This is a genomic window from Streptomyces sp. 4N124 (assembly GCF_052245395.1).
Taxonomy (GTDB): domain Bacteria; phylum Actinomycetota; class Actinomycetes; order Streptomycetales; family Streptomycetaceae; genus Streptomyces.
Genome location: NZ_JBQQBS010000033.1, coordinates 21,922 through 48,244, shown reverse-complemented (window position 1 = coordinate 48,244; position 26,323 = coordinate 21,922). Strand labels below are relative to the sequence as shown.

Here is a 26,323-nt window from a genome sequence, read left to right as displayed (position 1 = left end):
GTGCTGCGCACGACGAGGAAGGCGCCCTGCGTGCGGATCTGCCGCTCCATGTCGCCACGAACGTCACCACACTGACCGCGGCGAGGGACCGCACCGACCAGCCGGGTAGCCGCCATCTGCCGCCGGTGACGACGGCTGGCTCCAGATGCCGCGAGCCGCGAGAATCGTCCTGCCGGGGCACGGCGGGAGTGATGCCACATGACCAAGTGGACGGCGGCGGACGTACCCGACCAGCACGGGCGCACGGTGGTCGTCACCGGCGCGAACAGCGGGCTCGGCGCGGAGGTCACCCGGGCACTGGCCGAGGCCGGCGCTCACGTGATCCTGGCGTGCCGGGACCCGGACCGGGCGCGGGCGGTGGCGGAGCCGATCGGCAGGGACACCGAGGTGCGCCGCCTTGATCTGGCCGATCTGTCGTCGGTGCGGGCGTTCGCCGACGGTCTCGACGGCGAGGTCGACGCGCTGATCAACAACGCGGGCGTGATGGCGGTGCCGCAGGGCAGCACGGCGGACGGTTTCGAGCGGCACATCGGCACCAACCACCTCGGGCCGTACGCCCTCACCGGCCTGCTGATCAACCGCGTACGCGACCGTGTAGTCACCGTGTACAGCGGCCTGCACGTACTCGGCCGGATCAGCGACGACCTCAACTGGGAACGCCGCCGCTACCAGCGGTGGCTGGCCTATGCACAGTCCAAGCTCGCCAACGTGCTGTTCGCCCACGAACTCCAGCGCCGACTCGCCGCGGCGGGTCGGCGCACCGTCTCGGTGGCGGCCCACCCCGGCATCTCCGCCACCGAGGGGCAGCGCCGCGACACCTCGTTCCAGGGCAAGATCCTCGCCGGCGGGCCCGCGCAGAGCCCCGCGATGGGCGCGCTGCCGATCCTGTACGCGGCGACGGCTCCCGGGATCGTGGGCGGCACCTGCATCGGGCCGGACGGGTTCCTGCAGCGCCACGGCCACCCGACGACGGTCGGTTCGAGCCGCACCTCACGCGACGGCACGCTCGCCACCCGCTTGTGGGAGCGGTCCGAACTCCTCACCGGCGTCCGCTACTCCATCGAGCCCTTCTGAAACCGTGCGCGGCGACTGCGGGTTGTGCGCCGTCCGGCCCTGTTGCGACGATGCCCGGGCACGCGCGTAGCGAAGGGGGCAAGGTGACCACAGAGGACCAGCGTCCGCCGGCCGCGGTAGTGTTCGACGCGTTGGGGGCCACGTACGAGAAGGCCTTCGCGCGGTCCGAGGCGCATCGGGCCTCGCTGGAACGGCTGCTCGGCCGTCTCGCCCCCGGCAGCCGGGTGCTGGACGTGGGCAGCGGCACGGGGCGGCCCACCGCCGACACGCTCGCCGCGGCGGGACATGACGTCCTCGGTGTCGACGTCTCCCCTGTCATGGTGGATCTCGCCGCCCGGCAGGTGCCCGACGCCACCTTCCGCTGCGCCGACATCCGCGAAGTCCCCCTCGACGAGGGCGCGTTCGACGCGGTCTGCGTGTACTTCTCGCTGTTGCAGATGTCCCGCGGGGAGCAGTCCGACCTCGTACGGCGCCTGGCGCGTGCGCTCAAGCCCGCCGGGCAGATGGCGCTTGCCACGGTGCCGGTCGACGTCGAGGACTTCGAGACCGTCTTCATGGGGCAGTCCGTGCGCGCGACCAGCTTCTCCCCCGAGGACTTCACCACCATGCTCACCGCCGCGGGCCTCGCGGTGCTGTCCGAGGAGAGCGTGATGTTCGCGCCCGCGCTCCCCGATGCCCTGCCCGAGCCGCATCTGTTCGTGCACTGCGAGCGGGAGCCCTGGGCAGGCTGATCCGGTCAGGGGCCGGTGCGCCGGATGCGCCACACGTTGTCGTCCCGGTGGCCCTCGATGCCGTCGGGCGAGACGCTGGGCCTGCGGACCGTCTCCATGGTCTCGACCGTCCAACTCCCATCGGGCAGGGCGAGTTGGGCGAACACGGCGTCGAGCGTTGGGAACTCCACGTCGAAGGGCGCTTCGGTCTGCCACGACGGCCAGCCGGCGTGCAGCACGAGCAGCAGGGTGCCGTCGGCGGCGACCGCTTCGACGGCCCGCCGCAACACCCCCTCCTGGTCGATTCCGACCGGGGACTGCAGATAGTGCGCGCTCACCAGGTCGAAGCGTCCCTGCGGAAAGGTCTCGCCCAGTTCGTGGCGTTCCCAGGCGACCCGGTCGCCCACGCCGGCCTCGACGGCATGCTCGGCGGCGCGTTCGAGGGCGGTGGCGGAGATGTCGACGCCGGTGACGCGCCAGCCGCGCGACGCCAGCCACACCGCGTCGGCGCCCTCACCGCACCCCAGGTCGAGGGCGGTGCCCGGGCGGAGGTCCGCCGCCTCGCGGACGAGCAGGTCGTTCGGGCGCCCGCTCCATACTCGGGTGCTGTCGCGGTAGCGGGCCTCCCAGAATGCGGCGGGCTCCGTGACGGGGATGTCGGGCATGGTGCCTCCCTGAGGTGCTGAACGATCCAGAAGTGCAGCCTGCGTCGTTACGACATCGGCCGCAAAGCTTCTTTGCCGGTTCCGCAAATCAGGTGCGGCGTCGGGCGCATCCCCGCGGAACAAACACCGGCATTGGCATGGACCTGATAGGGCCGCGTGGCTAAGCTCGGCTCAACCCCGGTGAGAGCGCTCTCAGTTTGCGGTTGTTCCACCCCCACCTAGTTGGAACGACGAAGGGCAACATCCATGAGACGCACCAGACTCATGCACGCCGGCCTGGCCGCCCTCCTGATGCTGGGCAGCTGGGCCGCGGCCGGAACTCTGCCGGCCTCCGCGAGCGACTCCGCCGACACACCGTCCGTCTCCGCCGGCCTGCTGCAGGCGATGCAGCGGGACTTCGGGCTGTCGAAGGACCAGGCCGAAGCGCGACTGAAGGCCGAGCGGACCGCCACGGAGCTGGCACCCACAGCACGCCGGACCGCCGGAGCCGCGTACGGCGGTTCATGGTTCGACGCCGAGAGCGGGCGGCTGACCGTGGCCGTCACCTCGGACGCCTCCCCCACGACCGTACGGGCCATCAAGACGGCCGGTGCCACCGTCCAAACCGTCGAGCACAGTGCGCGACAGCTCGACGCGGCGAAGGCACGTATAGACCGGCTGTCCGCGCCTTCGGGCGTGAGCAGTTGGCACGTCGATCCGGCCGCCAACACCGTCGTGGTGAACGTGGTCGACGACGAGCGCGCTGACAACGATGTCCAGCGGTTCGTCTCCCAGGCCCGCAAGACCGGACCGGTCACCGTGCGGACCGTGCCGGACGCGCCCGAGACCTTCGCGGCCGGCACTGTCGGCGGCGACCCCTACTACACCGGCAACGTCCGCTGCTCCATCGGCTTCTCCGTCCACGGCGGCTTCGTCACCGCCGGGCACTGCGGTGGGGCCGGAGCCGGGGTGCGCGGCTGGGACGGCTCGTACATCGGCAATTTCCAGGGCTCCTCGTTCCCGGACAACGACTACGCCTGGGTCAACGTCGGCAGCGGCTGGTGGACTGTGCCGGTGGTCCTCGGCTGGGGCACCGTCTCGGACCAGCTGGTGCGCGGCTCGGCCGTGGCGCCCGTCGGCAGCTCCATCTGCCGCTCCGGCTCGACCACGCACTGGCACTGCGGCCGGGTGCTGGCCATGAACGAGACCGTCAACTACAGCCAGGGCGCGGTGCACCAGATGACCAAGACCAGCGTCTGCGCCGAAGGGGGCGACTCCGGCGGCTCCTTCATCAGCGGTGACCAGGCGCAGGGCGTCACCTCCGGCGGCTGGGGCAACTGCTCCGGCGGCGGGGAGACCTGGTTCCAGCCCGTGAACGAGATCCTGGGCCGCTACGGGCTGACCCTGCACACCGCCTGATCCGCCTGATCCGCCTGTTCCGCCTGATTCACACGACGACACAAGGCTCCGCCGGGCTGCCCGGCGGAGCCTTCCGCGTCCTGACAATTGTCAGGTGCCGCAGCGGCGCTGACGGACCCTAAGGTCGCGAACAAGGGCGATGACCAGGCATGCAGCCGGTCACCGTCCGCCGTAACGCCATGAACAACGCGACCCACGAAAGAGGGCTCATGCGCCGCCGTTCGCTCAGGACCCTGCTCATGTCCGGAGGTGCCGCCGCCGTGCTGGCACTGACCACGCCGTTCACCGCTCAGGCCGCACCGCACTCGGGCGGCAACTACGGGGCCTTCGCCCACGAGGGCCAGTACCCCACCGTCTCCGGCTGCTCGGGCACGTTCCGGCAGGTGGGCGCCACCCAGTACGCCGAGGGCATGGCCCTGAAGTACTTCTACTCCGACAGCTGCGGCTCCTTCGCCCGGATCGAGAACTCCCGGGACAACTGCGCCGCCGTGCTGGAGCGCTCGAACTCCGGGGCCGCGCGCCCCGACGGATGGGTCTCCGAGACCGTCGACGCGGGCATCGACTACGCCTTCACGAAGATCGGCAACAACCTCGACGGCCGGGTCTCGCACGCGCTGCTCACCTGCGACGGCCATGTCCTGGCCGAGACGGGCTGGCACTGAGCCATCCGTACGGCACGCGCGCGTACGCACCGCGCTGAAGAGCACCACCTCGCCGAAGAGCACCACCTCAGCACAGGGGGAACAAGCACCATGACCACGCGCACCTTCACCAGGGCCGCACTCGTCGGCGCCGGAGCACTCGCCCTGCTCGGCCCGCTCACCGCCACGACGGCCACCGCCGCGACCGCCCCGACCGCCGCCTCCGCGTCCGACGCGGGCCGAGGTGACGCTCGCGTCCTGGCGGCGCCCTACGCCGTCGTCCCGTACGAGAACGTCAACGTTCGCCAGGGTCCGGCCAGTTCGACCGCCAAGGTCGGCAGCGTCGCGGCAGACCAGCCGCGCGGCGCCTACTGCTGGACGCGCGGCGAGACCGTCAGCGACCACGGCGTCACCAACGACATCTGGGTGAAGCTCGTGGAGGGCTATGTGAGCGCCGTCTACCTCAAGGGCAACGAGTACGGCGACCTGCCCGCCTCCGCGACCTGCTGACCCGCCCGAGAAGGAGGCGTACGCCATGCGCAGGAGAATCGGACTGCTCGCCACCGCCGGGGCCCTCGCCCTGGTCGGTGCCACGGCCCCGACGGCCACCGCAGACGGACACGGACAGGGCATGTACGGCGTCTGGGCGACCGACGTCAACATTCGCGAGGTCTACCCCGACGCCTGCTGGGACCACCCGTCCACGACCAACTGCCCGTCCGTTCTGGGGCAGGTGAGCGCACCGACCGAGGTCTTCGTGCGCTGCCAGTTCCCGGGCCAGTCGATCGGCGGGAACCCGTACTGGGTGGTCGTCGAGGTGCCCGGCTGGACCAAGTACGGGGTGATGCCCAGCTACTACATCGACAACGCGACCAACTGGATCGACGGGGTGCCCACGGAATGCGTCTGGGCCGGCGGCTGACCGCTGCCCCACACCCGTCACCACACCCACCACTTCCGGGGGAGATTCACATGAACAAGCTCATCCGCCGCACCGCCACCGCGCTCGCCGTGGCCACGCTCGCCACCGGCGCCTTCGCCGCCACGGCCCAGGCCGCCCCGGCCGCGCCGAACGACGGCGATCCGGCCCTCACCGACGTCTACATCTGGGCGACCGACGTCCAGCTCCGCGAGGACACGAACACCTCGTCCAACGTGCTCGCGGTCCGCTCGCAGCACTGGCTGGACGCCGTGTGCCAGAAGCAGGGCCAGACCGTGACCGACCCCGCCGTCGGCACGAACAGCTGGTGGACCGCGGTCCAGGAGTTCGCCGGCAGCGACATCGCCTGGGTCAACAACCTGTACCTCCAGGGCGGCGAGAAGATCGAGGGCGTCCCGGACTGCTGACGCCGGCCGATCGGGCCCTTGAGGCATGCGGGGCGAGCCGGGCGACCGGCTCGCCCCGCGGTCTGCCAAGAGCAGCCCTCGCTATCACCAAACACCGGTGCGAACTTGCCCATGATTGCGTCACGTCCGGCCATGATTCGGCAACGCGGAGGATCAGCCTCCGATCCGCACATACGTTCTGCGACGTGAACACTCCCCACAGATCCGTCGGCTTCCTGCCGACCCCCACGACGCCCGCCCGACGCACGCTCCTGCGCGCCGGACTGACCGGAGCCGCGGTCCTCGGTGCCGTGTCCGCCGGCGTCTCCACCGCGTCCGCGGCCCCTCCCGGGCCGGGCACGCGCCCCCGGCCCAGTACCCCCGGACAGGCCCGGCGTGAACTCGCCGCGGGAAATCTGCGCTGGCGCACCTACCGTGAACGGCACCCGGACGAGACGCCCGCCGTGCGGCAGGCGCTGACGTCGGGGCAGCATCCCTTCGCGGTCGTGCTCGGCTGCATCGACTCCCGCGTGCCGCCGGAGCTGGTCTTCGACCAGGGTCTGGGCGACCTGATGACCGTACGGACGGCCGGTGAGGTGCTGGACGAGGCGGTGCTCGGCAGCATCGCGTACGGAGTGCTCGAACTCGGCATCCCGCTCGTGATGGTGCTCGGGCACCAGTCGTGCGGTGCCGTGAAGGCCGCCGTCGAGGCCGACGAGTCCGGGAAGCGGCTGCCCGCTCACATCCAGTACCTGGCCGACCAGATAGACCCGGCCATCGATCACACCGTGGAGGGTGACGCCCGCATCGACGCGACGATCGACGCCAACGTACGGCTCGTCCGTGCGCGGCTCGCCGCGGAACCCGACCTCGCCGCGAAGGTCACCGGCGGTCAACTGGCCATCGTGGGCGCCCGCTACGAGCTGACCACCCAGCGCGTCCACGGCGTCGTCTGACGGTCCGGCGTGGTGCGTGGACCGGACGGTCGGCGCGCCACGCCACTTCAGCTCATCAGTCCGGCGGCGAGAGTCGCGCCGAGCGGCTCCGCCGTGGGGCCGTGAGGGGTCGTCGGCCGTCTGCGGCACCGTCGTGGCTGGTCGCGCAGTTCCCCGCGCCCCTTCGGGGCGCGGCGGCGTGGCTCAGGGGACCGGGCCCACCCCGCCCTTGAGGCGCTCCAGGTCGGAGGGGCGGACCTGGATGACCAGCAGGGCGATCACCGCGGCGATACCGGTGAAGATCGCGGCCACGATGAAGGCGGCGGAGACACCGGAGGCGAGGATCTCGTCGGCCCATGGGGAGGGCAGCTGGCCGGTGCGTTCGAAGCGCAGCCGCTCGGCGGGGGTCGCCTGGGACAGGAAGGCCGGGATCTGTTTGTCGGCCTCGTTGTTGCTGGCCGTGCCGAACATCGTGACCAGGATGGACAGTCCGAGGGAACCGCCGACCTGCTGGGTGGCGTTGAGGAGGCCGGAGGCGGCGCCGGTCTCGTGGGTGGGCACGTTGGACAGGGCCATCAGGGTCAGGGACACGAACTCCATGCCCATGCCGAGGCTGAAGACGAGGATCGGGCCCAGGATGCTGCCCGCGTAGGTGGAGTGGACGTCGGTGAGCGTCAGCCAGCCCAGGCCCGCGGCGGCCAGGATCGCGCCCGTCACCATGAACGGCTTGGGCCCGTATTTCGGCAGGAGTTGGGAGGCGAGGCCCGCGCCGACGGCGATGACCGCGCTCACCGGCAGGAAGGCCAGGCCGGTCATGAGCGGGCTGAAGTCCAGCACGTTCTGCACGAAGAGCGTCAGGAAGAAGAACATGCCGAAGATCGCGGCGGCGAGGCTCAGCATCATGCCGTAGGTGCCGGCCCGGTTGCGGTCGGCGAACATGTGCAGGGGTGTGATGGGCTGCTTGGAGCGGCGTTCTACGAGGATGAACAGCAGCAGGATCACGACGGCCGCGCCGAACGAGGCCAGGGTGAGTGCGTCCCGCCAGCCGTCCTGGGCGGCCCGGATGAACCCGTACACCAGCAGCACCATGCCGACGGTCGAGGTGAGCGCACCGGTCAGGTCGAAGTGGCCGGGGTGACGCTCGGATTCCCGGATCCAGCGCGGGGTGGCGAGCACGATCAGCAGTCCGATCGGCACGTTGACGAACAGCACCCAGCGCCAGTTGAGCCACTCCACCAGCATCCCGCCGGCCAGCAGCCCGATCGCGCCGCCGCCCGCGGAGACCGCGGCGAAGACACCGAACGCCCGGTTGCGGGCGGGGCCTTCGCGGAACGTCGTGCTGATCAGGGCGAGCGAGGTCGGGGACGCGATGGCGCCACCGACGCCCTGGAGGGCGCGGGCGGCGAGGAGTTGGCCGGAGTTCTGCGACAGTCCGCCCAGCAGCGAGGCGAGGACGAAGAGCAGCACGCCGAACATGAACACGCGCCGTCGGCCGAGGATGTCACCGGCCCGTCCGCCGAGCAGCAGCAGTCCGCCGAAGGTCAGTGTGTAGGCGTTGACCACCCAGGACAGGCTCGTCGTGGAGAAGTCGAGGTCCCGCTGGATCTCCGGCAGGGCGATGTTCACGATGGTGATGTCGAGGACCACCATCAACTGGCAGGAGGCGATGACCAGAAGCGCCATCGCGCTGCCCCGGCCACCACCCTCTTTCTCCTGCTGAGTGGTGGTCCGTGCTTGGGGTGCGGGCTGCGGGCTGGTCATGACAGTGCGCCGTGCGGCGGATCAGTGGCCGGTTTTTGCCACCATTCGACCGTACGCCGCCGCGCGGCGGACTACCACTCGATCTACCACTCGATCACCGGTCGCGCAGTGCCGCGATCGTGGCGGCGAGGTCCGTCTCACGGGGGCGGTTGTGGGGCAGCTTGGACAGGATCACGGCCATTCCGCAGGTGTTGGTGAGCGCGGAGAAGACCAGGCCTCCGGCGATGCCTGCCGACAGGAGCTGGAAGGCCGGATGCACCAGCAGGGCGAGCAGCAGGCCGAGCAGGACGATGGCGCCTGCCGTCAGGCGGACCTGGCGTTCCATGCTCCAGGTCGCACGGGTGGCGCGGGTCGCGGGCCGGTCCACGTCGTGGCCCGCGGCGGCCCAGGCGTCGGTGCCGCCCGCCAGGGAGGCGGCGGAGATGCCGTGTTCGGCCAGGACCGCGCGGGCGTTCTCGGAGCGGGCGCCTGAGGCGCAGGCGAGCAGGAGGTCGAACCGTTCTGCGGCGTGCCGGAGGTCGGGCAGCGTGCCCCGGATGCGGTCCAGGGGGATGTTGAGCGCGCCGGGCAGATGGCCAGCGGCGTATTCACCGGGGGTCCGTACGTCGATGACGGTCAGCTCGTGCAACCTGGCGTGGGCCTCGTCGGTGTCGAGGGTGACGGGCGCGGAGGGGGCGGTCATGCGGGAACCTTTCGGTGGGTCGATCTGATGAGCGGGGTCTCACGACACGGAAGCGTGTCTCAGAGTACGGAATCGATCAGCATGAAGGCAGCCACGGCCAGCAGTGCCAGGGCGAAGGTCCGGTGAAGGGCGCGGGCGGAGGCCTTCGAGGCCAGCCGCCTGCCGTCCCAGGCACCGAGGACGGCGGCCCCGGCGAAGGGCCCTACGGCGGTCCAGTCCAGGGAGTCCACCGAACCGGCCCGCCAGGCCAGCGCGGCCAACGAGTTGACCGTGATCACCAGGAGACTGGTACCCACCGCCGCACGCATCCGCAGGCCGAGGAGACCGGTCAACGCGGGCACGGCAAGGAAGCCACCGCCGACTCCGAGAACCCCGGTGACCGCACCGAGCCCGGCACCCGCGGCTGTCGCACGACCGGGACCGACGGGCTGCCGGGTGTCCGTCCGCCCGACGGCTCGGAACGACGGTCCGGCATGTGTCCGCTCCAGGAGGACAGCCGACCCGGCATCCGTCGGCCCGGGCCCACGCAGCATCCGTACCGCTGCCACGGACGCGACCACGCCGAAAGCGGCCGTCAGCGCGGCATCCGGCAGTCGCCCCGCCACCGCACCGCCCACCATCGCCGGTCCGCTGCCCGCCGCCGCGAACAGCAGCCCCGTACGCCAGTGGACGTGGCCGTCGCGGGCGTACGCGGTGAGAGCGGTGGCGGAGGTGACGGCGACGATGGTCAGGCTCGCGGTGGTGGCCGCGGCCGGGGTGAAGTGGAGCAGGTAGATCAGGGCGGGGACGGTCAGTACGCTGCCGCCGCCTCCGAGCGCCCCGAGCGCAAGGCCGGTCACGGCCCCGGCGCACAGGGCGAGGATCAGCGCACTCACGTGACGGCGCCTTCCCCGCCGTGCTGGTCCACCACGGGCAGGCCGGCCGTCGCCCAGTCCCGCATGCCGCCGATCACGTCGACGGCGTCGGCGCCTTGTGCGGTGAGCAGTTCGGCGGCCTGCCGGGAGGGGTTGCCCGAGCGGCAGATGACGACCAGCTGTCTGTCCCGGGCCTCGGGAGGCAGTCGTACCTCTGATGAACTCAGCGTGGAAAGGGGCAGGTGGACCGCCCAGGGGGCGTGGCCCGCCTGCCATTCGTCTGTTTCCCGTACGTCGAGCAGTACGGACGTTGCGGTGGCGGCGGGGCGGGTGCGGTGGGCGGCCTCGGAGGCGGTGATCCGGCCGGGGCCGTACCGGAGTCGGCTCATCGGCGCTGCTCGTTCCCCGGACACCCGCGGACGGTGAGTCCGGCCTGCTCGGCGGCGGCGAACGTGTCGTCCACCGCGACGACGTCACGGCCCGCCGCGTCCAGCAGGGAGGCCGCGATGGCGGCGCGCATGCCGCCCGCGCAGTGCACCCACACCTCGCCCGCCGGAACCTCCGCGAGCCGCCGGTGGAGGGTGTGCAGGGGGATGTGGAGCGAGCCGTCGACATAGCCCGCGGCGCGTTCGGAGGACCGGCGGACGTCCAGTACGACCATGTCCCGCGTCCGGTGCTGTGCGGCGAGGTCGGTGAAGGCGGCGCGCGGGAACGAGGCCGGGGTCTCCCCCCGGCGCACCCAGGCCGACGGATCGCCGGTCGCCGCGGCGGCCGGGCGGTCCACGCCGACGCGGACCAACTCGCGCTGGGCGGCTGCCAGTTGGGACGGGGATTCGGCGAGGAGCGTCACCGGCTTGCCCCAGGGGATCAGCCAGGCCAGATAGGTGGCGAGCTGTCCTTCGGCCTCGAAGTTGAGGGAGCCCGCGACATGTCCGTCGGCGAACGCGACCCGGTTGCGCAGGTCGACGACCCACTCCCCCGCGGCCAGGCGCTCGGCGATCTCGTCGGCGCCGGCCACGGCGGGCGGGGTGAGGTCGACGGGCGCGGGGCCCGCGGCGTTGGCGGGGCCCATGTGCGCGTAGTAGGCGGGGACGTCGTCGAGACCGGCCAGCAGATCGGCGACGAAGGTGTCGGCGTCGCGGGTGAACGCCGTGTTGGCCGCCTTCTCCTTCCCGATCGTCGTGGCGGTGCCGTCGGCCGTGCCGGAGGCGCAGAAGCTGCCGAAGCCGTGGGTGGGCAACACCTCCGTCTCGTCCGGGAGTTCGGCCGCGAGGCGGTGGACGGACGCGTGCTGGGCGCGGGCCAGGTCTGCGGTGAGACGCGGTTCGACCAGGTCGGGGCGGCCGACGGTGCCGATGAGCAGCGATCCGCCGGTGAACACCGCGACGGCGGCGCCGTGTTCTTCGAGGACGTACGAGGTGTGGTGCGGGGTGTGTCCGGGCGTGGCCAGTGCCCGCAGGGTCAGGGCGTCTTCGGCGGCGACGACCATGACGTCTCCGTCGTGGACGGGGGTGTGGTCGACGGAGATCAGGGCGGCGGCCGGGACGAGATACGTGGCGCCTGTGAGGCGGGCCAGTTCCGGGCCGCCGGTGACGTAGTCGTTGTGGACGTGCGTCTCGACGACGTGGGATATCCGCACGCCGCGCCGGGCCGCCGCCGCGATCACCCGGTCCACGTCGCGCGGCGGGTCCACGGCCACCGCCGTCCGTTCGCCGCCCGCCAGATAGCCGCGGTTGCCGAGTCCTGTCACCTCGATGGTGTCGACGAAGAACACGCCGAGCACCCCCTTCCCAGTCGAACTTCCCGGTCGCGATTCCCCGAGTAACGAAAATTACCCCGGGGGGTATGTGTCGGAGACTAGCACGGGTACCCCCGGGGGTATTTTCAGGGAGGGAGCCTGGAGACGGGCCCGGCGTCACCTGACCCGGTGTCGCAGGCGTGCCGCCAGCGCGGCGACGTCGTCGTCCGCCGCGTCGGCGCCCAGGCGGTCGAGCACCTCGTCGAGCAGGTGGGAGACGTCGAGGTCGGGCTTCACATGAAGGCGGGCCAGGCGGGCGAGGGAGTTGTCGATGTCCTCGTCGCGGCGTTCGACGAGACCGTCCGTGAACATCAGCAGGGTGTCCTCGGGGGTGAGCGGCACGGTGGCCGACTCGTAGTCGGAGAAGCCGGTACCGAGAGGCGGGCCGACGGGCAGCTCGATCAGCTCGCCGGCGCCGTCCCGGTGGAAAACGGCGGGCGGCAGATGGCCCGCGCTGGAGAAGGCGACGGTTCCGCGCGCGGGGTCCAGGAGGGCGAGCAGACAGGTCGCCGGCCTGCGGTTGCTGTCCTCGGACATCGAGGTGTCCATCCGCCGCAGGATCCGGTGCGGGGGCAGATCGGTGGAGGCGACGTAGCGCAGCATCGACCGGTAGGCGTTCATGTCGACGGCGGCGTCCAGGCCGTGGCCCATGACGTCGCCGATGACGAGGAGGGTGCGGCCGTAGTGCAGCCGTACGGTCTCGTACCAGTCGCCGCCCACGAGGGCGCCGCTGCCGAGGGGGAGGTAGCGGGTGGCCATGTCCAGGTTCGGGTGCGGCTGGCTGGGTGCGAGGAGCAGGACCTCCTGCAAGTTCAGGACCGTCTTGCGGGCCGCGTAGTGCTCGGCGGCATGGTGGAGGTGAGCGGCGGCCAGGCGGGCGGCGTAGTGGGCCACGGCCGCTTCGTCGTCGGTGAAGACACGGTCGGTGCGCACGGCGAGGACCACCCCGAAGGCCCGGTCCCAGGCCAGGAGCGGCACGGACAGCGCGGCCAGCCGGTTGCCGCCCGCCCGGGTGAACGACGCGGTGAGGGGGCGGCCCTCGTCCAGGGCCCGGACCAGGACCTCGCCGCGCGGAGTCCGGCGCAGGTCGTCCAGCAGTTCGCGCCGCCCTGCCACCGCCACGGGCCGCAGCGAACCCGGCGGGGCGTCCAGCTCCCGGTCCTGCGGGAACAGGTCGACGGCCACGGCGTCACAGAGCACCTCGGCGAGGAAGGCGGCCAGTTCGGCGCCCGTCCTGCGTTCGTCGAGAGTCGTGCCGATGGCGACCACGGCCCGTTCCGCGAGGGCGAACCGGTCGGCCGAGGCCGCTGCGGGTCGGACAGCCCGGTCGTCTTCCACCACATCCCTTTCCGACGTATTCATTCAAGTATCGGCGGATATGTTCCAGTGGTGACGGCGCAGCGCTCGCCGACCGGGCCGTGAACGGCTCCCGGTCCGGAGCGACCGGTTCCCGTCGCCCAGGTGCGAACCGGGCGCGTCGTGGCGCATTCTTGCTGTGTCGCCCGAGTGGCGGCGCACGGACGAGGTAGGGCCGATGACTCGGAGCGCCGAGGACACGTACCGGATGCCCGGAAGGCTCGCCGCGCTGCTGGCCGACGCCTCGACGGAGGCGGTCGACGCGGCAGGCGGTCGCGCCGGCGGGGTCTATCTGCGCTCCAGCACGCCCGGACTGCTGCGCCTGGCGGTGCTCTCCGGCCTGCCCGGGCAGCTGTTCCGCCCGTGGTGGCGGATGCACGTCGACCGCCCGTTCCCCGTCGCCGACGCCTATCGGCTCGGCGTGCAGGTGATCCTGCCGAACGCCACGGAGACGATGCGCCGCTACCCCCAGTTCGCGGCCGGACTGCCCTTCCCGTTCGGCTCCCTGTACGTGCCCGTCGTGGCGGCGGCCGGCTCGGCCGGCTCGTCAGGGGTGTACGGCGTCCTGACCGTCCTGCGCCCCACCGCCCCGGACGCCACCGAACTGCTGCCCGTCCGCGACCGCCTCACCCGGATCGCCGAGGAACTGGGGGCGGACCTGCGCGGCCTGGAGGCCGGGGCCGTCCCGCCGGTCGTCTGGGACGGTGAGCCGCTGTGCCTACGACCGCCGAGCGTGCCCCCGGCCACGGGGCGCACCGCCCGGTTCGCCTGGGATCCGGCGACCGGGGCCGTGGAAGCGGACGAGCGTCTGCACACCCTGCTGGGCGGGTCGGACGACGCTCCGTCCGTGCAGGAGCTCGCCGACGCGGTGGCCACACCGGCCGACGCGCCCCGCGTGCTGGCCGCGCTGCGGGAGACGGCCTCCGGCAGACCTCCGTCACTGCCGCTGTACGTTCGGGCCGAGGACGGGGCGCTGCGGCTGATGGAGCTCTGGACGGCGTACGACACACCGGCCGAGCACCCGGACCCGTACCGGGTGCGAGGCGTCGTACTGGATCCGGGCCCCGGCGCCGCGGCGGACACGGCCGCCGACCTCCTGCCGGACGGCGTGTTCTGCCTGGACCGGCTGGGGCTGGTGGTGTACGTCAATCTGCGGGCCACTCAGTTGCTGCGCCGGTCGCGGGAGGAACTGCTGGGCCGCTCCCTGTGGGAGGCCGTGCCCTGGCTGAACCAGCCGGCCTGCGAGGACCATCTGCGCAGCGCCCTGCTGGCACCGGATCCGGTGCACTGTCACGTCCGGCGCCCCGCGGACGACGGCGGGGAGTTCGAGGGCGACTGGCTCGCCCTGTCCGTGTACCCGGGCCCGGACCACCTGACCTGCACCCTCCAGCCGGCCGGGCGGATCACGGACTCGCCGGCCGAGCGGGCGTCGGCGTCCGGTGCTCCGTCCATGGCTCCGCTGTACCGGCCCATCGTCCTCGCCATCGCGCTGACGGAGGCGGTCACCGCCCGCCAGGTGTCCGCGGTGGTGATGCGGGAGCTGCTGCCCGCGTTCGGCGGCCGTCGCCTCGCCATCTACCTGCTCCAGGAGCGGCATCTGAACCTGGCGTGGGAGACCGGCTTCCCACCGGGGTTCCTCGCCCCCTTCGAGGGGGTGGGCCTGGACGCGCACCTGCCCGGTGTGGAGACGCTGACCTCGGGCCGGCCGCTGTTCTTCGACTCCATGGAGGATCTGGCCGCCACGTACCCGGGCATCCCGCTCGACGCCACGGAAGGAGCCCGTGCCTTCCTGCCGTTGATCGCCTCCGGCCGCCCCGTCGGCTCCTGCATCCTCGGCTTCGACCGCCCCCGCAGCTTCAGCTCCGAGGAGCGGACGGTGCTCACCGCGCTCGCCGGGCTGATCGCGCACGCCATGGAGAAGGCCCAGCGCTACGAGAGCGAGGCGGCCCTCGCCCGCGGACTGCAGCAGGCCCTCCTCCCCCGGCGCCTGTCGTCGCATCCGCGGGTGGAGACAGCGGGGCGCTATCTGCCGGGGACGCAGGGCATGGAGGTGGGCGGGGACTGGTACGACGTCGTGGAGGCCGGGGACGGGCTCGCCCTGGTCATCGGGGACGTCCAGGGGCACGGGGTGCAGGCGGCGGCCACGATGGGGCAACTGCGCAGCGCCGTACGGGCGTTCGCGCTCGGCGGGCGTCCACCGGACGAGGTCATGAGCGGCGTCAACCGGCTGCTGATCGACCTCGATCCGGGACAGTTCGCGAGCTGCTGTTACATCCGCCTGGACCCGGCGACCGGCGCCAGCCAAGCGGCCCGCGCGGGACATCCGCCACCGCTGCTGCGTGACCCGGACGGCAGCACGCACGTCCTGCATCTGCCCGGCGGTGTCGTGCTCGGCGTCGACCCGCACGCCGACTACCCGGTGACGGAACTGCGGCTGGAGCCCGGCGCCGTCCTCGCGCTCTACACGGACGGCCTGGTCGAGCGGCCCGGCGCCGACATCGACGTCGGCATCACGGAACTGCGCGTGGCCCTCGCCAAGTCGGGCGCGCCGGGCGGCCGGCCGCTGACGGGCATCGCCGACCGGCTCACCGCGCGGGCCCGGCACGCCCGCGACCGCCCGGACGACATCGCGCTGCTGCTGGCCACGCGCCGCTCCGCGCACCCACGCCCGTGACCGCGCGGCAGGGCTGTCACCCTGCGTGACGCCCCTCGCCTCCGCGCCGCGCCGGTCGCCACCGCCTCGCCTCGCCCGCGGCGGCGCCTCGGCGCCTCCTACGCCTCCGTCGCCGCCTCCTCCTGGGGTCCCGCAGTTTGAAGTGCTCTCCTCCCTTCGCAAGCTCGGGAAGGAGATTCCCGCCTACCTTGCGGTGGCGGGTTTGACGCCGCGGGTGCGCCTGACGACTGCCCTTCCGGCAGCCGGAACTGGGTGAGCACTCCTCCATCCGGCGAGGCGGGACCCTGGCCTCGCGTTGCCCTCGTCGTGCAGGACGTCGACCGCACCCACATCGTCCGCCACGACCCGGCCCCGTCCTGAGGCAGACCGCCGTCCTCCGCGACAGGGTGGACCTGTGGTCCAAGATGGTCAGCACCCATGCGCACGCCTGCCTCCGCGCTGTCACCGCCATCTGGGACGACCACCCCGACTACCGGCCGGAGTGGCGGCTGTGAGCGCCTCGTTCGTCGACGCGTACACCGTCTAGGACATGATCCGCTGCTCCCCGTCGTGCCAGCCCATCGGGCGGCCGTGGCGGCTCGACTCGCATGGCTGGCGCTTTACGCGCTGCACTGGCTGCCGCACGCTGTGGGTGTGGGACGGGACCGCCGACGCTGGGGGCGCGGCGTCCGCTGACTGCCAGGACTCCCACATAGGGGCGACGCACAGGGATGGGTAGACCGGTCCCCGGCCCGCGGCCGCAGCGACCGGCAGGCTCCTGCAAGCCTGAAGAGCGGGCCCTGTCGCCCCGCCCACAGGAAAGGCCCGGGCGCCCCGCCGATGGGCGTCCGGGCCGCCTCACCTCTTGCGAGCAGGGGCAGACCCGTCACGGGGGGGAACCAGCCTGTCCCTGCACGTCGGCGCCCGCGTACCTCCCCACGAGAGCAGGCGCCTCGACCCCCGTCGGTGGGGTCACTTCCTCCAGCGCCCCGTACGACTGGCGTGTCACGGGTGACGGCCGATGGTTGCGAGGTCAACACCCCCGCGGAGGCAGGCACTTGCCACCGTCACGAATCGGCCACGAACCGTGCACATACCCTGGGTGTACCTGCGGTAGCTCCCCACACTGACGAGCCACCAGCACCGTCCTTGGGGGGACCATGCACACCAGACGAACCGCACTCGCCGTGGCCGCCCTGCTCGCCGCCGCACTCACGGCCTGTAGCGGCAACGAGCCCGCGCAGGGCAAGGCCGAACGCGCCGCCGCCAGCAGCACGCCGGCCTCCGAGACGCCCGACTGCGGACCCGACTCGCAGCTGTCACAAGCCGACTGGATCGACCAGTGCGGCCTCGCCACTGGCATGGAGACCGAGCAGCCGGACACCGAACTCGCGGCGGGTGACACGTTCGCCTACAAGGACGGCATCAAGGTGAAGGTCGACAGCATCCGCACCATCACCCGCTTCGGTGAGTTCGACGACCGGCCAGACGCCGACAAGACGGCCTTCCGTATGACGTGGACCGTCACCAACGGCACGGCCAAGCCGTACGACCTCGACAACCTCGGCTACGACGCCCAGGGCGCCACCACCGGTGGCCAGACCCAATCCCTGTACGTCGAGGCCGACTCCAAGCAGATGACCGGCCGCCTCGCACCAGGGCGCAGCGGCACCTTCACCTCCGAGTACACGATCGCCAAGGCCGACGGCAAGGACGTCGTGTTCACCATGTCCCGCATGGACGAGGCCTGGCTGGAAGACGGCAGCTTCCTCGGAGAGGACCCGAACTGGACCGGCACGATCAAGTAGGGAGCGAGGCAAACCTCAACTTCTGCTTCGGACTCCGCTGTTCACCGATTAGAGCAGGTTCGGCCAGGCCATGCTGATCAGCATGAAGCCGAAGACGAAATGGATCACACTCGCTGTCGCCCTGGTGGGTCTAGTTGTGGGGTACGCGCTGCTGCTCTGGCAGGGGCCATGGTGGCTCGACGGCGCCCATCTCCGTGAGAAGGATCTTCAGCCTGCCGACGGCGTCGTCATCACCGGTTTCCGCACCGCCCTTGGTGCTCTCGGCCTCGGTGTCTTGGGTCTCGCCGGTCTCGTCTACACGCACCGGACCCTGGAGCACACTCGGACGAAGGACCGGGAGCAGGCGGAACTGACCCGCGATGGGCAGGTCACCGATCGTTACGTGGAGGCCATCAAACTGCTGTCGGACAAAGAGGCGACCTCGCGAATCGGCGGAATCTATGCGCTGGAACGCATCATGCGCGACTCGAAGAAGGATGGCGACACGATCGTCCAAGTCCTCGCTGCCTTCGTGCGCAAAGAGGCAGCGAAGGGAGCAGATGACGAGTCACAGTACCGGCCGAAGGAAGAAGTACAGGCCGCGATGACCGTCATCGGCCGCAGGTGGTCGCGCGGGATAGACCCCCTGAATCTGGCTGGCGTGCAACTGAGACTTGTCGACCTTCAACACGCCGATCTAACGGACACGTGCATGGATTTCGCAAACCTCGCTGCCGCAAACCTGGAAGCAGCCAACTTGTCGAATGTGAGCCTTCACAAAGCAGATCTGAGTGCCGCTGCAATGACAGACGCAAGCCTTTACAACGCGAAGCTGACAGCGGCGCGTCTCGATAAGACCACATTGACCCACGCCATCCTCGAAGATGCCGATCTGAGGGGAGCAGACCTGAGCCAGGCACGTGGCCTCGACGTCGAAGAGCTTTGCAAGGCGCGTCTGAACACAGAAACCAAACTGCCTGCGGACCTTCAAGCAGACGAGAGGGTCAAGGCCCGCATCGCTGAGTGCGCACTGAGCGTGTGACCACCTCACACGGCAGAGAGGGGCGGCCCCTCGTGACGACCGCCATGGCCGCCTACTCCCTCGGCATGCAGCCAGGCCACTTCCGCACATGGGCACACCGCCACAAGGTGACGCCCGCCGACTACCGACCCAATCCCAGCCGCGGCCAGCGCGTAGCGCTCTGGGACCTCACCGACATCACCAATGCCCTTGACATCAAGCACAACGCTGCTTGACGCACTGACACCTGATCTACAGGGGCGCGTCGACCGTTGACTTCGCGGCCACCTTCACCGTGCCGTCCGGGACGGCTGGCAACTAGTCGCTGTACGGGCCGGACCTGTCGCTGGCCACATCGGGCATCACCGGCAGCGTGCGCTACAACAGCGGCACCATCACCGGCACCCGGTCCGGGGGCGCATCGGACAGCGCGACACCTGTGGCGGCATCGGCCATCGGCAACGTCGTGGCGGGCGCAACGGCCGGGCCCTTCACTCTCAAGTGGGCACAGGCCGTAACGGACGCCGCAGCCACCACCCTGCTCACCGACTCCTGGATGCGGCTCATCCGCACCAGCTGACCGCTGACTCCACCGGAGGCTGACGTGGACTTCCCCCCTGTGGCTGTGGGCCATCCCTGCCGGTTCCTTCGCCGCCCTCGAAGCCCTCGCCATCCGTAACCGGCGCCGCGGCGACACCGCGAGCGAGTTGCTCCGGCGAGCGGCGGGAATCAGCCCTGTACGCCCCTGGCGACCCCTTGGTATCGCAGTCATCACCGCGTTCTGCGCGTGGCTCGCCCATCACCTGATCGGAGGCTGACATGGTCCCCACCCCGGGCCGCATCGTCCTGTACCGGCTGTCCGAGGACGCAGCCCGGCACATCACCCACCACCGCGTGCACAACGGCTTGAACGGCGACTTCGTCCGTGAGGGCGACCGGTACCCGGTCGTCGTCGTACGGACCTTCCCCGACAACCCTGCCGACGCCTGCAACCTCAAGGTGCTCCTGGACGGCGAAGACACCCACTGGGCGACCTCGCGCCACAAGGGCAACGAGGCCGGCACCTGGGCATGTCCGGAGCGGGCGTGATGGCCACCCCGCTCACCGCCACCCAGATCGTGGCCGCACTGCGCGCCGAGGGCCTGGTAGTCCACGAGGTCCGGGAGTGGCGCACCCACAACCGGAACCACGTCGGCGCGTGGGGCCCGGTCAACGGCGTCATGATCCACCACACGGTGACGTCCAGCGTCTCCGGCACGGTCGACCTGTGCTACGACGGCCGGTCGGACCTGCCGGGCCCGCTGTGCCTGGGTGTCATCGACAAGGCCGGTGAGGTCTGGCTGGTCGGGAACGGCCGGGCCAATCACGCCGGTTCGGGCGACGACGACGTACTGACGGCCGTCGTCAATGAGTCGTACGGCGACTACCCGCCCGCACCGAACGAGAACAACACCGACGGCAACAGCCGGTTCTACGGCTTCGAGTGCATCAACTGGGGCGATGGCGAGGACCCCTGGCCCGCCGTCCAGCTTGAAGGCATCGAGAAGGCATCCGCCGCACTGTGCCGGGCGCACGGCTGGGGCAAGCGTTCGGTCATCGGCCATAAGGAGTGGACGAACCAGAAGGTCGACCCGCGCGGGATCGACATGAAGACCATGCGGGACCGCGTCGGTGCGCGGCTCGCCGGACAGGAGGATGACGTGGCGCTGACCACGGAGGACAAGACCTGGGTGGCTGCCGAGATCCGGGAGGCCATCAGGGAGTTGGTCGCCGTCGAGGTGATCACCAAGGACGGCATCATCGACAACCCGAACCCGGACACGGCTGGCGACAACGCGCACATCTCGGTGGAGACGGCCCTGCGGAACATCGAGATCGTCAGCCGCCGGACCGAAGGGAAGGTCGGCACGCTCCAGGCCGTCGCCCTGACCGACGAGCAGGTGGCGGCCATCGCCGACAAGCTCGCCGTCAACCCGGCACTGACCGAAGCCCTCGCTGAGACGCTCGCGGACAAGCTCGCCGCGCGCCTCAGCTCCTGACCGGAAGACACCGTGCAGATCTCGAAGATGTGGAAGGCCGTCGCCGCCGCGCTGGCGGCCGGTGCCGCCTCGCTGTCGACCGCGATGAACGACAGCACCGTGACCGGCCCGGAGGGCGTCACCGCCGCCTTGGCCGTGCTCGGCATCACGTGGGCCGTACCGAACCGGGAGCCGAAGGATCAGGCGTGAGCGGACCCCCGTCTGAAAACGCGGTCGTCGCTGTCGAGCTGGCGCAGCTGCGGGGCGAGCTCGGTACGGGCATGGCCGAGATCAAGGGCAGTCTGGCCCTGCTCGTCGACCGCTCGAACCGCACCGACGCCGACCTGGCGCGGCTCAGGCAGGACACCGAGAAGGAGACCACGGCCCTGCGCGCCGAGGTCGAGGCGCTCAAGGGCCGCCGGTGGCCGCTGGGGGTCATCGCCGCCGTGGCCACCGTCGCCGCCGTGGTCGTGGCCGTCGCGACGCTGTTCGTCCGCTGACTCGCGGAACCCCAAGCCCCCGCCGCCTTCGGGCGGCGGGGGCTCTTTGGCATGCCCGCAGGCGTCTCCGTATCAGGCTCGGCGCGCGGCACCCTCGGGCCAGACGACGTCGACGGGGACACCGGCCTCTCGTGCCTCGATGACGGTGTCGGCAGTTCCGCCACCCTTGCCGGTGGGGGGCTCGCCGTTCCAAACCGCGACCAGGCGGTTGGCGCGCTGGAGCAGCGTGCGGTTGGCGTCCTCGTACGCCGACCGGTTCGCCGTCTCGTTGGGGAGCACGAGGACCTCGTCGGCGGCCTCGATGAGCCGGTCGAAGGCGGCGGCGTGGTCGGGCTTGACCTTGTTCTGCCGGTAGTCCTTCGAGGGGATGACGGCGACCAGGCGGCCTCCCAGCTCCAGGACGACCTCGGCGAACAGCGAGTCGGCCCCCTTGGCGATGCACGAGACGCCCACCAGACTTCCCTCGGCCGCGTAGGGCTTGAGCGCTTCGCGTAGTGCGTCGCGCACCAGCGGCACGCTGTCTTCGGTCAGGTCCATGTGCCCGGTGACGGCGAGAGTGGTCAAGAAGGGACTCCTTCGGATAGCAGGTTGCGGATCATTGTGCGTGCTTCGACGACGGGCTTGGCTGTAAGGCCTACGGTATGCGGGTACACCTTGGCGAGTTGCTCGCGGACCCGCCGGGAGCGGCTCGTGGATGCGGCCTGGACGGCCTGCCTGGTGTGGGCGACGGCGCTGATCAGGTCGCCGGTGAGGAAGTGGCATTCGGCGAGGCCGATGATGTCGAGGGTGTAGCTGCGTCCGGCTTCCGGCCCGCGGACGGCCAGGGCCTGTTGGATGGAGTCGGCGGCCTGGTCCGCGTACTGGCGTGGCTCGTGCCGGGCCAGATCCAGGAGACGGCCGCCGGTGACGCCGTTCAGTTCGGCTTCGCCGAAGTAGCTGATCCAGTACGGTTCGTCCGGCCCTGCGTCGGCAAGGTGGCCGGCGGCTTCTTCGGTGGTCCGGCGGAAGGCGCTCGTGCGGCCCATCGCGGCGTACGCCCATGCCTCCCTGGTGGCCAGCATGGCGCGCACACGGGGCGTGGCCTGTCGGCGGATGCCGTGCTGGGCGAGGTGGACGAGTTCGAGGGCGTCTCCGGGCCGGTCGAGGTAGAGCATCTGCCGGGCCATTGCGGCGAGGGTGTTCGCGCCGAACACGGTGTCGTTGCCTGCGTGTGCGGCGCGGAGTGCGAGCCGGTAGTAGTCCTGGGCTCTGCGCTGGCTGCCGGCGTCCCACGCCATGCTTGCGGCAGTGGCGGACAGTTGGGCCAGAACGCGGAGGAGCCTCTGCTGGATGTGTTTGGCCTGGTGTTCGTCGAGGTGGGCGGCCACTTCGTTGAGCTGGCCGATGACTGCCTTGCGGCGCAGGCCTCCGCCGATTTTGTAGGTGCGGAAGGCACGCGCGCACGCCTCCAGTTCTTCGATGTCGTGCTGGCCGAGGCGTCCGTGGCTTCGGCGTTGCTCGACGGGTGGGGCAGGGGCGAGCCATGCTTCGAGGCTGTCGAGGAAGGCGGCGCCGGTGGTGGCGGCTGCGAGTGCGCGCGTGGCGGCGCGGCGGTCCATCACGAGGTCGCTCCGGGAGAGGTCAGCGGCCAGGTGCACGGTCGCGGACGGCTGCCAGGTGGCCTCGTCAGGTTGGGCCCGTGCTGCTGGGGCGGGTGGGTCGTCGGGTGTGCTGACCGGTCTGGCCTCCCATGGCCGGTCGGCGAGACCCACCATGCGCCCGGGAATCCGCAGCCCGTCAGCGATGCGGCAGATCACGTCGAAGCTAGTGACCTGCTGCTGCCCGCTGATGATCATGGAGACCTTGCCTGGGGTGAGCTGGCAGGCCGACGCGATGCGGTTCTGCGACAGGCCGCCCCACTTCTTGATGAGCGAGAAGGCCGCGGCGAAGTCGTGCTCTGCCAGGGCTCGCTGTAAGTCGTCTCGTTCGAGGATCTCGGGGGCGAGCGGGCCGGGGGTGGTGGCGTCCATGGGGCCAACTTCCGGGCTGATCGTATGCGCTGCGTCGCGCCGTACCGAACCAAGAACGAGTGTATTGCCGCCTCGGTAACCCCTGCCGGTTATCGCGGAGTTGCACGCATCCGGCGACCCTCGATGCATGAACAGACCCCGGCGACCGCTCGCGACGGCCCCGGGGCGCGGCCAACCTGAGAGAGCAGGTCGACATGACGAACACTAAGGCCCCGGCCGAGCCCGGGGTCAAGATGACCATCCGCGTGTACACGGTGGACCGCCACGGCAGCGTCACCGAGGACCGCGGCACTGTCAGCATCCTGCACGGCCAGGAGCCGCTGCCGCAGATCTCCTTGGATCCGCCGTGCATGTGCCCCGTCACCGGGCCGGGAAGCCGGTGACGCGGTGAACTCCACACACCCTCACACCGACGCGCCACCGCTGGTCACGGCGGCCCTGCGCGCCGTAGCTGTCGAGTTCCTGGGGGAGTCGATGCTGCCCCGCTACGAGGACCTGCAACGCAGCGCCCGGGACTTCCAGCGTGACCTGTGGCAGCTCATCTCACAGATCGAGCAGCTCACGGAAGGCCGCGAAGACGCGCCGGCGCGTGTGGCCCTGGCCGGTATCGGCGAGGCCCGCAGGCGCCTGGACCTCATCGAGCGGCCGGGCCTGCACGGCGAAGTCGAGCGGGTGAAGCGGCTTGCCCGCTCCGTCATTGCCCTGTGCGACCACTACGACACGCTCACCGGCGTGGTGATGTGCCTGGCCTGCGACCAGCCGATCGAGAAGGGGAGACGTCGGCGCCGTACGACCAGGTCAGTCCCTCCGGCGGCGCGGCGCGAGCTGGCGGCCGCATTCACAACCGCTGTGTCAACGCCGTACGCCGCCGCTGAACAGCGGCCACCTCACCCTCGGGTGGAGGGAGGGGCTTCCACTCAACCTCTTGAGGAGATCAGTCGGTGAGGACGGAGACGCGCATGTCGAGTGCGACGGCGATCCTCAGCAGGTGCCCGAACCTCGGGTCGGACACTCCGGCTTCGATGCGCTGGAGGGTACGGCGGTCGATGCCGGTGATCTCAGCGAAGGATTCCTGGGTGTGGTCCGCGCCCAGACGCAAGTCCCGGATGCGGATGCCCAGCTCGCGACGTCGTTCGATGATTCAGCGCCCGTCCCGCTGGTGGTCCGGAAACCACCGGCGGGGCGGGTCAAGCTCCGGCCGTCCGCTCGCCCCCTGTAGCGGGCGGCCGGAGCGCACTGCCCCCACGAAGAGGAAGCGTCCGATGAAGCGGCAATGGATCACTGGTGACTGCTGGCTCGGGTGCGAGCGCACAGGAGTGCCGGTGATCTGGCTCGGCCCGGTGCAGTGGGACGGGCAGCACGCCCCGTTCTACGCGTGCGAGCCGTGCCTCGACCGCCTCAAGGCGCAGGCCGTCGCCTACTTCATGGACCGGCAGCCAACCATCGCATGACACGCACACACTCCCGCCCTGGGTCCCCACCCTGAAAGAGCCCGGGGCGGGTCCACGACGCACGTCCGAAGCGCTATCCACACAAGGAGGCACGAACGTGACCACTGCACACAAGCGCCAGTTGATCGACGCGCGAAACCTGATCAGCGCCGAGATGCGGGCAACCCTCGCCGCCAACATGCGCGACAAGTTCCCCCAATTGACGCCGGATAAGGCAGACCGCGGCGTCGGCCAGATGCTCGCCTTCCTCACGGCGTGCGACTATGCCGACCGGCCGCTCAGCCCCTCGCCACTCGTCGACGACTTCTGGCACGCCTTCCTGCTCCACACCAAGGCGTACCGGGAGTTCTGCGAGGAGACTTTCGGCCGGTTCCTGGACCACCAGCCCGGCTACCTCGACCCGGAGGAGCACGGTGGCGGCAAGGCGCTCCGGGCCCGGACGGTCGACGCGATCACCCTCGCCGGGTACGAGATCGACATGGAGTTCTGGCCCGAGCTGGACCTCGCGGAATGCTCGCAGTGTCACGCGAACTGCTCGGACAGCCCCAACCACCCCTGACGGTTCCCCCGGCCGCCCCCGGCCTGTGCCACGCTGTGGCCAGGCCGGGGGTCGCCCCCTTTTTTTTGCTCGACCAACCCAGGAGACCGCGGGTGGACCGCATCGAATGGCACGACCTACCAGCAGCGAGCCGGGCCGCCGTCGAGCGTCGCACGGGCCCGGTTGAAGAAGCCGAGACCGCGCCGCACGGCGTGATGTCCCGGCTCGCCTGTACGGTCCACACGCGAGAGGGCCGAGCGTTCATCAAGGGCACGCGACAAGACGACCCGCAGGCGTGGGTGTACCGCCACGAGGCACGCGTCACGTGCCGCGCACCGCACGCACCCCGCGTGCTGTGGGAGGTCGACACAGGCGGATGGCTGCTCTACGGGTACGAGTACGTCGACGGCCGGCATCCGGACCTGGCCCCGGGGTCCGACGATCTCGGCTTGCTTGTGCGTACCCTCACCGATCTGTCGAAGGCGCCCTGGCCCGAGATCATCAGCAAGAAGCCGCTTCACACACGGTGGGCCGACTTTCTGTCCAGTGACGTGCCGACCGCGCTACAGGGCCGAGCACTCGCCCACACGGACATGTCTCCGCACAACATGCTGGTGACCGGCACCGGCGAGCTGCTGCTACTGGACTGGGCACTCGCCTGCCCCGCCCCTGCGTGGGCGGACGCCGCGCTGACCATTCCCCGACTCATCTCGGCCGGCCACACTCCTGAGCAAGCCGAGGCGATCGCGCGGCAAGTGCCCGCCTACCACACCGCTGACCCGCCGACCGTGACCCTCTTTGCGCGCATCGTGTACGCCGCGTGGGAGCACTGGGAGCGTACGCGCCCGCTGCCTCACCGTGCAGTGCTCACTGCTGCCGCCCGCGACTGGGCAGCGTGCCGTGAGGCTGGGTCCACAATCCGCACGCCCTGAACGGCTTCGCATTGCCCCCTGACCGGTCCCGCTCGTCCGCTCCCCCCGTGGCGGATGAGCGGGGCCTTTTCGTGTCTGCCGGGGTGGCCGCCGTCTCACGATCTCTCACACATCTCTCACAGCCTGCGCGTGAGACGGCGGCCGATGCTCAGCTGACCTGGCCCTTTATTTGGGTGCTGGCCGGGGCCTTTCCCGAATGGTCGGTCTATAGACT

At 70.7% G+C, this 26,323-nt stretch carries 33 protein-coding genes; 23 read left to right on the top strand and 10 right to left on the bottom strand.

All coding sequences use genetic code 11. The features are described from left to right. Positions 1–198: 198 nt before the first annotated feature. Both ACTWQO_RS29140 and ACTWQO_RS29135 read left to right on the top strand, forming a co-directional pair. Complete coding sequence (locus tag ACTWQO_RS29140) at positions 199–1,074, top strand: oxidoreductase (protein ID WP_443240337.1); 876 nt, start codon at positions 199–201, stop codon at positions 1,072–1,074. A gap of 50 nt (positions 1,075–1,124) precedes the next feature. After that, the gene (locus ACTWQO_RS29135; RefSeq protein WP_443240336.1) at positions 1,125–1,805 is read left to right on the top strand and encodes a class I SAM-dependent methyltransferase; all 681 of its coding nucleotides are present in this window, start codon (positions 1,125–1,127) and stop codon (positions 1,803–1,805) included. Positions 1,806–1,810: 5 nt separating this feature from the next. On the opposite strand, the gene ACTWQO_RS29130 is transcribed toward ACTWQO_RS29135, so the two are convergent. Continuing rightward, positions 1,811–2,449 carry a class I SAM-dependent methyltransferase gene (locus ACTWQO_RS29130; protein ID WP_443240335.1) on the bottom strand — a complete coding sequence of 213 codons (639 nt, stop codon included), beginning with the start codon at positions 2,447–2,449 and terminating at the stop codon, positions 1,811–1,813. Positions 2,450–2,695: 246 nt separating this feature from the next. Between ACTWQO_RS29130 and ACTWQO_RS29125 the strand changes: the two genes are divergently transcribed. The 6 genes from ACTWQO_RS29125 to ACTWQO_RS29100 all read left to right on the top strand — a co-directional run bounded on the left by ACTWQO_RS29125 (position 2,696) and on the right by ACTWQO_RS29100 (position 6,770). Continuing rightward, on the top strand, positions 2,696–3,847 hold the full coding sequence (locus ACTWQO_RS29125) for a S1 family peptidase (RefSeq protein ID WP_443240334.1): 1,152 nt from the start codon (positions 2,696–2,698) through the stop codon (positions 3,845–3,847). Between the two features lie 209 nt (positions 3,848–4,056). Continuing rightward, a complete protein-coding gene (locus tag ACTWQO_RS29120) occupies positions 4,057–4,509 on the top strand; it encodes a hypothetical protein (RefSeq protein WP_443240333.1) in 453 nt (150 codons plus the stop codon). A 90-nt stretch (positions 4,510–4,599) separates the two neighbouring features. After that, positions 4,600–4,998: an SH3 domain-containing protein gene (locus ACTWQO_RS29115; RefSeq protein ID WP_443240332.1), complete on the top strand. Its 399-nt coding sequence runs from the start codon at positions 4,600–4,602 to the stop codon at positions 4,996–4,998. Positions 4,999–5,023: 25 nt separating this feature from the next. After that, a complete protein-coding gene (locus tag ACTWQO_RS29110) occupies positions 5,024–5,410 on the top strand; it encodes a hypothetical protein (protein ID WP_443240331.1) in 387 nt (128 codons plus the stop codon). A gap of 50 nt (positions 5,411–5,460) precedes the next feature. Next, complete coding sequence (locus ACTWQO_RS29105) at positions 5,461–5,835, top strand: peptidase M23 (RefSeq protein ID WP_443240330.1); 375 nt, start codon at positions 5,461–5,463, stop codon at positions 5,833–5,835. A gap of 185 nt (positions 5,836–6,020) precedes the next feature. Beyond that, positions 6,021–6,770 (top strand): carbonic anhydrase, encoded by a 750-nt coding sequence (locus tag ACTWQO_RS29100; protein ID WP_443240329.1) that lies wholly within the window; start codon positions 6,021–6,023, stop codon positions 6,768–6,770. Between the two features lie 183 nt (positions 6,771–6,953). On the opposite strand, the gene ACTWQO_RS29095 is transcribed toward ACTWQO_RS29100, so the two are convergent. From ACTWQO_RS29095 to ACTWQO_RS29070, 6 genes are all read right to left on the bottom strand, one after another. Continuing rightward, the gene (locus tag ACTWQO_RS29095) at positions 6,954–8,432 is read right to left on the bottom strand and encodes an MFS transporter (RefSeq protein WP_443240385.1); all 1,479 of its coding nucleotides are present in this window, start codon (positions 8,430–8,432) and stop codon (positions 6,954–6,956) included. A 172-nt stretch (positions 8,433–8,604) separates the two neighbouring features. Then, positions 8,605–9,192: a rhodanese-like domain-containing protein gene (locus tag ACTWQO_RS29090; protein WP_443240328.1), complete on the bottom strand. Its 588-nt coding sequence runs from the start codon at positions 9,190–9,192 to the stop codon at positions 8,605–8,607. Between the two features lie 59 nt (positions 9,193–9,251). Beyond that, positions 9,252–10,067 (bottom strand): sulfite exporter TauE/SafE family protein, encoded by an 816-nt coding sequence (locus tag ACTWQO_RS29085; protein WP_443240327.1) that lies wholly within the window; start codon positions 10,065–10,067, stop codon positions 9,252–9,254. Further along, entirely contained in the window at positions 10,064–10,435 is a 372-nt protein-coding gene (locus ACTWQO_RS29080) for a rhodanese-like domain-containing protein (protein WP_443240326.1), read from the bottom strand. The genes ACTWQO_RS29085 and ACTWQO_RS29080 overlap by 4 nt, the downstream gene beginning before the upstream one ends. Beyond that, the gene (locus tag ACTWQO_RS29075; protein WP_443240325.1) at positions 10,432–11,820 is read right to left on the bottom strand and encodes a rhodanese-like domain-containing protein; all 1,389 of its coding nucleotides are present in this window, start codon (positions 11,818–11,820) and stop codon (positions 10,432–10,434) included. The genes ACTWQO_RS29080 and ACTWQO_RS29075 overlap by 4 nt, the downstream gene beginning before the upstream one ends. Positions 11,821–11,961: 141 nt before the next feature. Then, complete coding sequence (locus ACTWQO_RS29070; RefSeq protein ID WP_443240324.1) at positions 11,962–13,206, bottom strand: PP2C family protein-serine/threonine phosphatase; 1,245 nt, start codon at positions 13,204–13,206, stop codon at positions 11,962–11,964. 172 nt (positions 13,207–13,378) lie between these two features. On the opposite strand from ACTWQO_RS29070, the gene ACTWQO_RS29065 reads away from it, so the two are divergent. The 10 genes from ACTWQO_RS29065 (at position 13,379) to ACTWQO_RS29020 (ending at position 21,179) form a co-directional block, all read left to right on the top strand. After that, the gene (locus tag ACTWQO_RS29065; RefSeq protein WP_443240323.1) at positions 13,379–15,874 is read left to right on the top strand and encodes a SpoIIE family protein phosphatase; all 2,496 of its coding nucleotides are present in this window, start codon (positions 13,379–13,381) and stop codon (positions 15,872–15,874) included. A gap of 404 nt (positions 15,875–16,278) precedes the next feature. Next, positions 16,279–16,368 (top strand): DUF6221 family protein, encoded by a 90-nt coding sequence (locus ACTWQO_RS29060; RefSeq protein ID WP_443240322.1) that lies wholly within the window; start codon positions 16,279–16,281, stop codon positions 16,366–16,368. A 645-nt stretch (positions 16,369–17,013) separates the two neighbouring features. Further along, entirely contained in the window at positions 17,014–17,661 is a 648-nt protein-coding gene (locus tag ACTWQO_RS29055) for a hypothetical protein (RefSeq protein ID WP_443240321.1), read from the top strand. Positions 17,662–17,743: 82 nt separating this feature from the next. Beyond that, positions 17,744–18,682: a pentapeptide repeat-containing protein gene (locus tag ACTWQO_RS29050; protein WP_443240320.1), complete on the top strand. Its 939-nt coding sequence runs from the start codon at positions 17,744–17,746 to the stop codon at positions 18,680–18,682. Continuing rightward, positions 18,679–18,897, top strand: a complete 219-nt coding sequence (locus tag ACTWQO_RS29045) for a hypothetical protein (protein WP_443240319.1) — start codon at positions 18,679–18,681, stop codon at positions 18,895–18,897. The genes ACTWQO_RS29050 and ACTWQO_RS29045 overlap by 4 nt, the downstream gene beginning before the upstream one ends. A gap of 137 nt (positions 18,898–19,034) precedes the next feature. Continuing rightward, complete coding sequence (locus ACTWQO_RS29040) at positions 19,035–19,241, top strand: hypothetical protein (protein WP_443240318.1); 207 nt, start codon at positions 19,035–19,037, stop codon at positions 19,239–19,241. A gap of 239 nt (positions 19,242–19,480) precedes the next feature. Beyond that, positions 19,481–19,750: a hypothetical protein gene (locus ACTWQO_RS29035; RefSeq protein ID WP_443240317.1), complete on the top strand. Its 270-nt coding sequence runs from the start codon at positions 19,481–19,483 to the stop codon at positions 19,748–19,750. Beyond that, positions 19,750–20,700, top strand: coding sequence for a peptidoglycan recognition protein family protein (locus ACTWQO_RS29030; protein ID WP_443240316.1), 951 nt, complete (start codon positions 19,750–19,752; stop codon positions 20,698–20,700). The genes ACTWQO_RS29035 and ACTWQO_RS29030 overlap by 1 nt, the downstream gene beginning before the upstream one ends. 12 nt (positions 20,701–20,712) lie before the next feature. Continuing rightward, the gene (locus ACTWQO_RS29025; RefSeq protein ID WP_443240315.1) at positions 20,713–20,889 is read left to right on the top strand and encodes a hypothetical protein; all 177 of its coding nucleotides are present in this window, start codon (positions 20,713–20,715) and stop codon (positions 20,887–20,889) included. Next, on the top strand, positions 20,886–21,179 hold the full coding sequence (locus tag ACTWQO_RS29020) for a hypothetical protein (protein WP_443240314.1): 294 nt from the start codon (positions 20,886–20,888) through the stop codon (positions 21,177–21,179). The genes ACTWQO_RS29025 and ACTWQO_RS29020 overlap by 4 nt, the downstream gene beginning before the upstream one ends. 72 nt (positions 21,180–21,251) lie before the next feature. Here ACTWQO_RS29020 and ACTWQO_RS29015 read toward each other — a convergent pair whose 3' ends face one another. Together ACTWQO_RS29015 and ACTWQO_RS29010 are read right to left on the bottom strand one after the other, a co-directional pair. After that, on the bottom strand, positions 21,252–21,743 hold the full coding sequence (locus ACTWQO_RS29015) for a hypothetical protein (RefSeq protein ID WP_443240313.1): 492 nt from the start codon (positions 21,741–21,743) through the stop codon (positions 21,252–21,254). After that, positions 21,740–23,188, bottom strand: a complete 1,449-nt coding sequence (locus ACTWQO_RS29010; RefSeq protein ID WP_443240312.1) for a hypothetical protein — start codon at positions 23,186–23,188, stop codon at positions 21,740–21,742. The genes ACTWQO_RS29015 and ACTWQO_RS29010 overlap by 4 nt, the downstream gene beginning before the upstream one ends. A gap of 194 nt (positions 23,189–23,382) precedes the next feature. On the opposite strand from ACTWQO_RS29010, the gene ACTWQO_RS29005 reads away from it, so the two are divergent. Both ACTWQO_RS29005 and ACTWQO_RS29000 read left to right on the top strand, forming a co-directional pair. Further along, the gene (locus tag ACTWQO_RS29005; protein ID WP_443240311.1) at positions 23,383–23,571 is read left to right on the top strand and encodes a hypothetical protein; all 189 of its coding nucleotides are present in this window, start codon (positions 23,383–23,385) and stop codon (positions 23,569–23,571) included. A 4-nt stretch (positions 23,572–23,575) separates the two neighbouring features. Then, the gene (locus ACTWQO_RS29000; RefSeq protein ID WP_443240310.1) at positions 23,576–24,133 is read left to right on the top strand and encodes a DUF6415 family natural product biosynthesis protein; all 558 of its coding nucleotides are present in this window, start codon (positions 23,576–23,578) and stop codon (positions 24,131–24,133) included. On the opposite strand, the gene ACTWQO_RS28995 is transcribed toward ACTWQO_RS29000, so the two are convergent. Further along, positions 24,123–24,302: a helix-turn-helix transcriptional regulator gene (locus ACTWQO_RS28995; RefSeq protein WP_443240384.1), complete on the bottom strand. Its 180-nt coding sequence runs from the start codon at positions 24,300–24,302 to the stop codon at positions 24,123–24,125. The genes ACTWQO_RS29000 and ACTWQO_RS28995 overlap by 11 nt on opposite strands. Before the next feature lie 148 nt (positions 24,303–24,450). Between ACTWQO_RS28995 and ACTWQO_RS28990 the strand changes: the two genes are divergently transcribed. The 3 genes from ACTWQO_RS28990 to ACTWQO_RS28980 all read left to right on the top strand — a co-directional run bounded on the left by ACTWQO_RS28990 (position 24,451) and on the right by ACTWQO_RS28980 (position 26,109). Next, on the top strand, positions 24,451–24,639 hold the full coding sequence (locus tag ACTWQO_RS28990; protein WP_443240309.1) for a hypothetical protein: 189 nt from the start codon (positions 24,451–24,453) through the stop codon (positions 24,637–24,639). Positions 24,640–24,736: 97 nt separating this feature from the next. Continuing rightward, positions 24,737–25,198 (top strand): glycine-rich domain-containing protein, encoded by a 462-nt coding sequence (locus ACTWQO_RS28985; protein WP_443240308.1) that lies wholly within the window; start codon positions 24,737–24,739, stop codon positions 25,196–25,198. A 92-nt stretch (positions 25,199–25,290) separates the two neighbouring features. Next, positions 25,291–26,109 carry a phosphotransferase family protein gene (locus ACTWQO_RS28980; RefSeq protein ID WP_443240307.1) on the top strand — a complete coding sequence of 273 codons (819 nt, stop codon included), beginning with the start codon at positions 25,291–25,293 and terminating at the stop codon, positions 26,107–26,109. The last annotated feature ends 214 nt before the right edge of the window (positions 26,110–26,323 follow it).

Excerpts from the sequence above, each read along its gene's own strand:
- ACTWQO_RS29110 (WP_443240331.1), top strand. The coding sequence starts at position 5,024 with ATGCGCAGGAGAATCGGACTGCTCGCCACCGCCGGGGCCCTCGCCCTG.
- ACTWQO_RS29130 (WP_443240335.1), bottom strand. The coding sequence starts at position 2,449 with ATGCCCGACATCCCCGTCACGGAGCCCGCCGCATTCTGGGAGGCCCGC.
- ACTWQO_RS29140 (WP_443240337.1), top strand. The coding sequence starts at position 199 with ATGACCAAGTGGACGGCGGCGGACGTACCCGACCAGCACGGGCGCACG.
- ACTWQO_RS29055 (WP_443240321.1), top strand. The coding sequence starts at position 17,014 with ATGCACACCAGACGAACCGCACTCGCCGTGGCCGCCCTGCTCGCCGCC.
- ACTWQO_RS29005 (WP_443240311.1), top strand. The coding sequence starts at position 23,383 with ATGACGAACACTAAGGCCCCGGCCGAGCCCGGGGTCAAGATGACCATC.
- ACTWQO_RS29050 (WP_443240320.1), top strand. The coding sequence starts at position 17,744 with ATGAAGCCGAAGACGAAATGGATCACACTCGCTGTCGCCCTGGTGGGT.
- ACTWQO_RS28990 (WP_443240309.1), top strand. The coding sequence starts at position 24,451 with ATGAAGCGGCAATGGATCACTGGTGACTGCTGGCTCGGGTGCGAGCGC.
- ACTWQO_RS29120 (WP_443240333.1), top strand. The coding sequence starts at position 4,057 with ATGCGCCGCCGTTCGCTCAGGACCCTGCTCATGTCCGGAGGTGCCGCC.
- ACTWQO_RS29065 (WP_443240323.1), top strand. The coding sequence starts at position 13,379 with ATGACTCGGAGCGCCGAGGACACGTACCGGATGCCCGGAAGGCTCGCC.
- ACTWQO_RS29060 (WP_443240322.1), top strand. The coding sequence starts at position 16,279 with ATGGTCAGCACCCATGCGCACGCCTGCCTCCGCGCTGTCACCGCCATC.
- ACTWQO_RS29035 (WP_443240317.1), top strand. The coding sequence starts at position 19,481 with ATGGTCCCCACCCCGGGCCGCATCGTCCTGTACCGGCTGTCCGAGGAC.
- ACTWQO_RS29080 (WP_443240326.1), bottom strand. The coding sequence starts at position 10,435 with ATGAGCCGACTCCGGTACGGCCCCGGCCGGATCACCGCCTCCGAGGCC.
- ACTWQO_RS29030 (WP_443240316.1), top strand. The coding sequence starts at position 19,750 with ATGGCCACCCCGCTCACCGCCACCCAGATCGTGGCCGCACTGCGCGCC.
- ACTWQO_RS29095 (WP_443240385.1), bottom strand. The coding sequence starts at position 8,432 with ATGGCGCTTCTGGTCATCGCCTCCTGCCAGTTGATGGTGGTCCTCGAC.
- ACTWQO_RS29010 (WP_443240312.1), bottom strand. The coding sequence starts at position 23,188 with ATGGACGCCACCACCCCCGGCCCGCTCGCCCCCGAGATCCTCGAACGA.
- ACTWQO_RS29125 (WP_443240334.1), top strand. The coding sequence starts at position 2,696 with ATGAGACGCACCAGACTCATGCACGCCGGCCTGGCCGCCCTCCTGATG.
- ACTWQO_RS29105 (WP_443240330.1), top strand. The coding sequence starts at position 5,461 with ATGAACAAGCTCATCCGCCGCACCGCCACCGCGCTCGCCGTGGCCACG.
- ACTWQO_RS29115 (WP_443240332.1), top strand. The coding sequence starts at position 4,600 with ATGACCACGCGCACCTTCACCAGGGCCGCACTCGTCGGCGCCGGAGCA.
- ACTWQO_RS29070 (WP_443240324.1), bottom strand. The coding sequence starts at position 13,206 with ATGAATACGTCGGAAAGGGATGTGGTGGAAGACGACCGGGCTGTCCGA.
- ACTWQO_RS29135 (WP_443240336.1), top strand. The coding sequence starts at position 1,125 with ATGCCCGGGCACGCGCGTAGCGAAGGGGGCAAGGTGACCACAGAGGAC.
- ACTWQO_RS29090 (WP_443240328.1), bottom strand. The coding sequence starts at position 9,192 with ATGACCGCCCCCTCCGCGCCCGTCACCCTCGACACCGACGAGGCCCAC.